The following is a 7,421-nucleotide window of genomic DNA, read 5'->3' as shown; positions in this document are numbered from 1 at the left end:
GATGGCCTCGATCTGGGCGCCGACCTCGCTGGTGGCGTTCATGGTCTTCTCAGCCAGCTTGCGCACCTCGTCGGCCACAACGGCGACGCCCCGGCCCGCGTCGCCCGCTCGGGCGGCCTCGATGGCCGCGTTCAGCGCCAGCAGGTTGGTCTGGTCGGCGATGTCGTTGATGACCCCGATGATCTGCCCGATGTTCTCGGCCTGGGCGCCCAGGCCCTGGACCACGGCGCCCAGCTCGGCGGTGCGCGTCCGGGCCGCCTGGATGGCGGCCACGGTCCGCTCCACGGCGCCCGCCCCGGCGCGGGCCTGCTCCTGGGATCCGGCCGCCGCCCGGGCGGCGGCCTCGGCGCCCTCGGCCACCTGGTTCGCCGCGGCGTTCATCTGGCTCATGGCCGCGGCGGTCTCGGCGGCCAGGGCGCGCTGCTCCTGGGCGCCCCGGGTCGCGTTCCGGGCGGCGGACTCCAGCTCCCCGGCGCTGCTGTTGATGTCGGCGATGGCCGCGCCCAGGGTGGCGGCGGCGTTGCGCAGGCTCTGGCAGCGCGATGCCTCGGCGCGCCGGGCGCCGTCCCGGGCGCGGGCGGCTCCGGCCTCCAGGGCGGCCTCCAGGGTCCGCACCCGGGCCCGCAGCTCGCCGCGCTCCCGGTTGACCCGGCGGATGCTGACAAAAATGGCATGATCACCGGAGTCCGGACGTACGGAATTGTCATCCCCGGGGTCGGCGGCGTCCTGGCCGTCCAGCAGGGCCTTCGCCCGGGCCAGCAGGGCCTCCCCGGCCCGGCGGCGCCGGGCGGCCAGGGCGCAGCCGACGGCCCCGGCGGCCAGGGCCGCGCCCAGGGTCAGCAGGGCCAGGGGCATGGCCCAGGCGGACTGGATCGCGATTCCGTTTTGCATATTTGGCATTGTTGCCGGGGCGGGGGCGGTGCCCGCCAGGGCGGCCAGGACCAGGGCGCAAAGCGCGACGGGCAGGGCCAGGGCGCCGGGGATGAGATCGCTGCGGTGCATGGGGAACTCCTGGTGGACGGTTGGGGCCGCCGGGGGTGGAGCAAGAACGAGGCCAGGGGGCGGGCCCGGGGCGCCCGCCGCCGCCCGCCCGCCCGCGGGCCGCCGCGGCGACATCGGGGCCGCGTTGTCGCCGCGCTTGTCCTGGACCGGGAGAGTGGGTTAGGACAGCGGACAGACCGGAAACCGGCAGACCCGGAGAAGCGGAATTGAGCGCGAACCACGAGGATCAGGGGGCGGCGGGCCCCGGGAAGCGGCCGGACGGATGCTCCGCGCCGGGACCGGAGCTGGCCGCCGCCCTGGACAGCCTGGACACCCCCGTCTTCGTCAAGGACGAGGACCACCGCTGGGTGTATCTGAACGAGGCGGCCTGCCGCGTGCTGGGGCGCGGGCGCGACGAGCTGCTGGGCGGGCACGATGCCGACTTCTACGACGACGGCTACGCCCGCTTCCTGTGGGAGAAGGACGAGCGCGTGCTGACCACGGGGCAGCCGCAGCAGTACGAGGCCCGCGTGATCTGGGACGGGCGCCCGCACCACATCGTGGCCCGCAAGAGCCTGCACGTGGACCCCGCATCCGGGCGGCGCTTCGTGGTCGGCGTCATCCAGGACATCACCGACATCCGCGTCACCGACCTGAGCCTGCGCGCCAGCGAGCGCAGGCTGCGCACCATTTTCGAGAGCGCCAGCGTGGGGGTGCTGGTGCTGCGCGACGGGCGCCCGCTGTTCATCAACCCCTGGGTTGAGGCCCTGTGCGGCTACAGCTTCGCCGAGTTGTGCGGCCGCGACCTGCTGGATCTGGTGCCGCCCGAGGGCCGGGAGACGGCCGGGCGCCTGCGCCGCCAGCTGCTGGAGACGGGCGCTGTCCCCGGGCAGACCATGCTGCCCGTGCGCGCGCGCACCGGGGCTTCGCGCTGGGTGGGCGTGTCGGGCGTGCGCATCGACTGGGAGGGGGCTCCGGCCCATCTTCTCTTCGCCGTGGACCTGACCGGGCTCAAGCTGGCCCGCGACGAGCTGGCCCTGAGCGAGCAGCGCCTGCGCCAGGTGGTGGACCTTGTGCCGCACATGATCTACGCCCGCGACGCCGCGGGCCGCTACCTGCTGGCCAACCGGACCATGGCCGAGGCCTGCGGCACCTCGGTCCGCGCCCTGACCAGCCCCGGGGCCGGGCCCGGCCCGGGCCACGCCGGGCTGGCCGAGGTCGACCGGCGGGTGCTCTCCACGGGCCGTCCGGCCGGGGAGGCCGCCCTGGAGTTCGAGGACGCCTCGGGGGCCCGGCGGGTGCTGCGCTGCGCGGCCATGCCCTTCCCCACCCGCGACGGCGCCCGGGCCGTGCTCGGCGTCTGCACGGACATCACCCTGCTGAGCCGGACCCTGGAACGCCTGGAGCGGCTGACCCGCACCCTCCTGCGCTTCGGCAGCGATCCGGCGGGCAACACCCGGGCCCTGGTGGCCCTTTGCGGCGCCATGCTCGACGGCGCCTGCGCCCTCTACAGCCGGATCGAGGGCGACGACCTCGAGGTGGTCGCGGCGTGGAACCCGCCCGAGGGCTTCGAGTTCCAGGACGACGCCCGGGGGCACATCTGCACCCATGTGGCCCGCCAGGGCGACGGCGCGCCCATGCTCATCCGCGACCTGCACACCTCGCCCTTTGCCGACAGCGACCCCAACGTGCGCCGCTACGGCCTCAGAACCTACCTGGGCATCCCCGTGGCCATCGGCGAGAGCCGCCTGGGCACGCTGTGCGTGGTCTTCACCCGCGACGAGCGGCCCGGCGACGAGGATCATTGGCTGCTGGGCGTGGTGGCCTCGGCCATCGCCGTGGAGGAGCGCCGCCTGGCGGCCATGAACGCCCTGCGCAGGCGCGAGGGCGCCCTGCGCGCCCTGTTCGACGCCATCCCCGACCAGGTGGTGCTGCTGGCCCTGGACGGGACGGTCCAGGCCGTGAACAGCCCCGCGGCCGACGCCCTGGGGCGGCGCCCCGGCGAGATCATCGGGCGGCCGCTGCGGTCCTTTCGCGGCGGCGGCCCCCGGCCCCCGGACGAAAGCGTCTTCGCCCGGGTGCGCGGGACGGGCGGACCCGTGCGCTACGCCGAGGCCCGGGCCGGGCGCTTTTTCGAGGGCGAGGCGCTGCCCGTGTTCGACGAATCCGGCGCCGTGGGCGGCTATGCCCTGTATTCGCGCGACGTGACCGCCGAGCGCAACGCCCAGCGCGAGCTGGTGGAAAGCGAGGCCCGCTTCCGGGCCACCTTCGAGCAGTCCGCCGTGGGCATGGCCCATTGCGGGCTGGACGGGCGCTTCCTGGCGGCCAACGACCGGCTGTGCTCCATCCTGGGCTGCTCCCGCGAGGAGCTGGCCGCCCTGCGCTTCCAGGACGTGGTCCTGCCCGGCGACCTGCCCGCCAACCTGCTGCTGCGCCAGGCCGCCTCCAGCGGGGAGCTGCCCGGCGGCTCCCTGGAGGCCTGCCACCAGCGCAAGGACGGCCGCACGGTGTGGACCAACGTCACCGTGAGCCGCATCCAGGACGAGGGCGGCGAGCACAAGTACAACTTCGTGGTTCTGGAGGACATCACCGCGCGCCGCGAGATGGAGGCGGCCCTGCTGCGGCGCGACGCGGTGCTGGAGGCCGTGGGCGTGGCGGCGGAGCGCCTGCTGCGCGAGCCCGACTGGCGCGGGTCCGTGGCCACGGTGCTGGAGACCTTCGGCGTGGCCGCCGGGGCCAGCAGGGCCTACCTGTGCCGCAACGTGGACGGGCCGGACGGGCGGGCGCGCATGGAGCTGCACAGCGAGTGGAGCGCGCCCGGAGCCCCGCCCCGGCCCCGGGACGGCGACCCCAGGCCGACCTACGAGGACCCCGCCATGCGCGAGCTGGCGGCCGCCCTGGCCGCCAAGCGGCCCTTCCATCGGGTGGCGGGCGACCTTGCGCCCGGCGAGCAGGCACGCATGCGCGTGCAGGGCATCCTGTCCCTGGCCGTGGTGCCGGTGTTCGTGGGCGAGCAGTGGTGGGGGTTCATGGGCTTCGACGACTGCGCCCGGGGCCGCCGCTGGACCCATGCGGAACTGGAGGCGCTCATGGCCGCGGCGGACATCCTGGGCAACGCCATCGCCCGCAGGCGCGTGGAGCTGGCCTTCCGCGAGAGCGAGCGCAAGCTGCGCATCATCGCCGAGACCGTGGAGGAAGTGTTCTGGATCACCAGCCCCGACCGCAGGAGCATCATCTACCTGAGCCCGGCCTTCGAGCGGCTGGTGGGCCCGCGCGAGGAGTTCTTCCGCGAGCCCGCCGGGTTCCTGGCCCGGGTCCACCCCCGGGACCGCAGGCGGCTGGCGGCCCACTACGGCAGGCCCGCCCGGGGCCCCAGGGAGATCGAGTACCGCATGCTTTCCCCCGACGGCACCGAGCGCTGGATCCGCGAGCGGGCCTTCCCGGTGCTGGACGAGGCCGGGGAGGTGGAATGGCTGGCCGGGGTGTCCAGCGACGCCACCCTGCGCCGCGAGGCCGAGCAGGAGACCCTGCGTTCCCTGCGCGAAAAGGAGCTGCTGTTGCAGGAGGTCCACCACCGGGCGAAGAACAACCTGCAGATCATCTCCAGCCTGCTGGACATGGCCGGGCGGCGCATCGAGGACCACCGCGCCCGCGAGATCATGCGCGACACGCAGTCCAAGATCCACAGCATGGCCATGATCCACCTGCAACTCTACGGCTACGAGCGCTTTGACAGCATCGACATTGCAAGCTACGCCCAGATGCTGACCTGGCAGCTGGCCCACATGTACAACGCGCCCGCCGTGAAGCCGCGTTTCGCCCTGGAGGAGGCATTTCTGCCCCTGTCCAAGGCCATCCCCTGCGGGCTTGTGCTCAGCGAGGCGCTGTCCAACGTCTTCAAGCACGCCTTTCCCGGCGGTCGCGCGGGCTCGGTCCTGGTGGCCGTGGGCCCCGGGGAGGGCGGGACGGTGGTCCTGCGCGTGGAGGACGACGGCGTGGGCCTGGCCCGGGACGCCGAGGCCCAGGGCGACAGCATGGGCCTGAAACTCATGGGCAATATCGTGCGTTACCAGCTCGCGGGCGAGTTGGACATCGCCTCCGGCGACGGCGGCACCCGCATCCGCATCACCTTCAGCAGGCAAGACGAAGGAGCCACAGCATGACCCCTCACGACGACGGCGCCAATCGAATCCTGGTGGTCGACGACGAGGCGATCATCATCACCCAGCTCGAAGACATGCTCGGCGCCCTGGGCTACGCCGTGGTGGGCAAGGCATCCTCGGGGGCCGACGCCGTGCGCCTTGCGCGCGAGCTCGCGCCCGACCTGGTGCTCATGGACATCGTCATGCCCGGCGCCATGGACGGCATCGCCGCCTGCGCCGCAATCCAGGAGGAGCTGGACACCCCGGTGGTCCTGCTCACGGCCTACGGCGACGACGGCCACATCGCCCAGGCCAAGACCGTGCGGCCCTACGGCTATATCCTGAAGCCCAGCCAGAACGACCAGATCAAGGCGGCCATCGAGATCGCCCTGGAGAAGAAGGCCGTGGAGCGGGGCATGGCCCGGGTCATGCAGAGCCTGCGCACCCAGGCCGTGGACCGCGAGTTGCAGCTCAAGGAGATCCACCACCGCATCCGGAACAATCTGAACATGATCTGCGGGCTGCTGGCCCTGCAGGCCATGCGCAGCGGCGAGGACTGCGTGGACGCCCTGCGGGCCGTGCGCTGCCGGGTGCTGGCCGTGGCCAAGGTCCACGAGGCCCTGTACTGCTCGCGGCACATGGATTCCATCCACGCGGGCGACTACTTCGCCAGCCTGGCCGACGCCGTGCGGCGGACCTACTCCATGCCCGGGGAGCCGCCCCTGGACCTGGACTGCCAGGACCTGGAGCTGGAGCCGGACAAGGCCATGCCCGTGGGGATCATCTGCACCGAGCTGCTGACCAACGCCCTGCGCCACGCCTTCCCCGGCGGGCGGAGCGGCCGCGTGCGCGTGGCCCTGGCCAGGGTGCCGGGGTTCTACGAGCTGGAGGTGGCCGACGACGGGGTGGGCCTGCCGCCGGGCCTGGACGTGCGCAACAGCGGCACCCTGGGCCTGGAGCTGGTCCACGACCTGGCGGCCCGGGTGGGCGGCGAGGTGACCTTCGCCCCGGGCCCGGGAACAAAGGTCCGGGTGCGCGTGCCGGTGTAGGGGCCTTCCGGGCGGCGGACCCCCAGCGGACCCCCGGCGGACAAGGAAAGGGCCGGCCCCGGCCAATCCGGAACCGGCCCTCTGCACGGAGGTGCCCGGCGGTGCGGAGCCTGCCAGAACGTCCGCCGCCGAACCATCGATCCGCCTTGTGCCGCGCAGCCCCGGCGCGGCGGCGGAAAATTCAACTCAGGGCGGCGCCTGCCCCGCCCGGGGCGCGTCCTCCCCGTCCCTGGCGATGACGGCCAGCTCGTTGAGGAATGCCTCGCGCATGAGCCGCACCAGGTGCCCGTTGCGCGAATAGAGGCACTGGGCCGCGCCCGGCGGCTCCAGGCAGCCGGTGAGCACCGCCGCGGTGTCGGCGATGATCTTCACATGCCCGCGCTCCTGGGCCTTGTGGTGCAGCCGGACTCCGGGCAGCCCGGGGTCCGCGTCGCAGATCAGCACCGTCTTGCGCCCGCGCGCGGCCAGGTCCGCCAGTTCGTCCGCCATGTGGGCGGCCTCGGCGCTGTGGGCGGAGACGTACACATGGCTTTGCACCGCCCGCAGCATGGCCCGCATCTTGTCCACCACATTCCCGTGCCCCGACACGGTGAGGTAGGGCTCCTCCCCGGGGGCGCGCTCGGGCAGCTCGCGCTCCAGCAGGGCCAGGGCCTCGTCGCTGGCGGCGCGCAGCCGGGCCAGGAATTCGGCCCGGGGCGTGGGGCTGAAGCGCTGGGCCGGTCCGCCCGAGCGCATGGCCCCGCCCTTTTCCGCCAGCCCGGCCAGGGCGGCGTAGGCGTTGGAGCGCGAAATCCCGGCCCGCTTGGCCGCCTCGTAGCCCGTCTGCGGCCCGTGTTCCAGCAGGGTCGCGTAGAGCAGCGCCTCCTGGCGGGTCAGGCCGAACCTGTTGAGGGCGTCGATGCAGTCCATTGGGTAGTGGTTCCTTTTGGAACTACTATCCCTGCGGGCCGGAGGCTGTCAAGTCCGGTGCGGGAAAAATACGCAGCCGCCGCGCCCCGGAAGAGCGGGAGGCCGGGCCGCGCACTGCGGCGGCAGCGGACAGGGGCGGACAGCGCACGGCTGCCGGGGGGGCAGGGCAGAAGCGGACAGCGCACGGCGGCGGCGGGGGGGCAGGGCAGAAGCGGACAGCGCACGGCTGCCGGGGGGGCAGGAGCGCATGCCGCCACGGCGGCGCGGGGCAGGGGGCGGGCTCGTGCGGCGGCGCGGACAGGATGCGGACGGCCCGGCGCGGGGGCGCGGGCAGGGGCCG

Annotated in this window: 4 protein-coding genes; 2 read left to right on the top strand and 2 right to left on the bottom strand. The window is 73.7% G+C overall.

Translation table 11 applies throughout. The features are described from left to right. Positions 1 to 1,002, bottom strand: a 1,002-nt coding sequence (locus M0P34_RS12100; protein WP_291499468.1) for a methyl-accepting chemotaxis protein, incomplete at its 3' end; no start/stop codon positions are given. A 206-nt stretch (positions 1,003 to 1,208) separates the two neighbouring features. Between M0P34_RS12100 and M0P34_RS12095 the strand changes: the two genes are divergently transcribed. After that, the gene (locus M0P34_RS12095) at positions 1,209 to 5,144 is read left to right on the top strand and encodes a PAS domain S-box protein (protein WP_291499466.1); all 3,936 of its coding nucleotides are present in this window, start codon (positions 1,209 to 1,211) and stop codon (positions 5,142 to 5,144) included. Continuing rightward, complete coding sequence (locus tag M0P34_RS12090) at positions 5,141 to 6,172, top strand: response regulator (protein ID WP_291499464.1); 1,032 nt, start codon at positions 5,141 to 5,143, stop codon at positions 6,170 to 6,172. The genes M0P34_RS12095 and M0P34_RS12090 overlap by 4 nt, the downstream gene beginning before the upstream one ends. 186 nt (positions 6,173 to 6,358) lie before the next feature. Here M0P34_RS12090 and M0P34_RS12085 read toward each other — a convergent pair whose 3' ends face one another. Next, on the bottom strand, positions 6,359 to 7,081 hold the full coding sequence (locus tag M0P34_RS12085) for a helix-turn-helix domain-containing protein (protein ID WP_291499461.1): 723 nt from the start codon (positions 7,079 to 7,081) through the stop codon (positions 6,359 to 6,361). Positions 7,082 to 7,421: the final 340 nt, after the last annotated feature.

It is taken from the genome of Desulfocurvus sp. (assembly GCF_023230885.1).
Taxonomy (GTDB): domain Bacteria; phylum Desulfobacterota; class Desulfovibrionia; order Desulfovibrionales; family Desulfovibrionaceae; genus Desulfocurvus.
This window is presented reverse-complemented; position numbering and strand designations above follow the sequence as displayed.

Bases quoted from the DNA above. Each gene is read 5' to 3' on its own strand.
- M0P34_RS12090 (WP_291499464.1), top strand. From the start codon at position 5,141: ATGACCCCTCACGACGACGGCGCCAATCGAATCCTGGTGGTCGACGAC.
- M0P34_RS12085 (WP_291499461.1), bottom strand. From the start codon at position 7,081: ATGGACTGCATCGACGCCCTCAACAGGTTCGGCCTGACCCGCCAGGAG.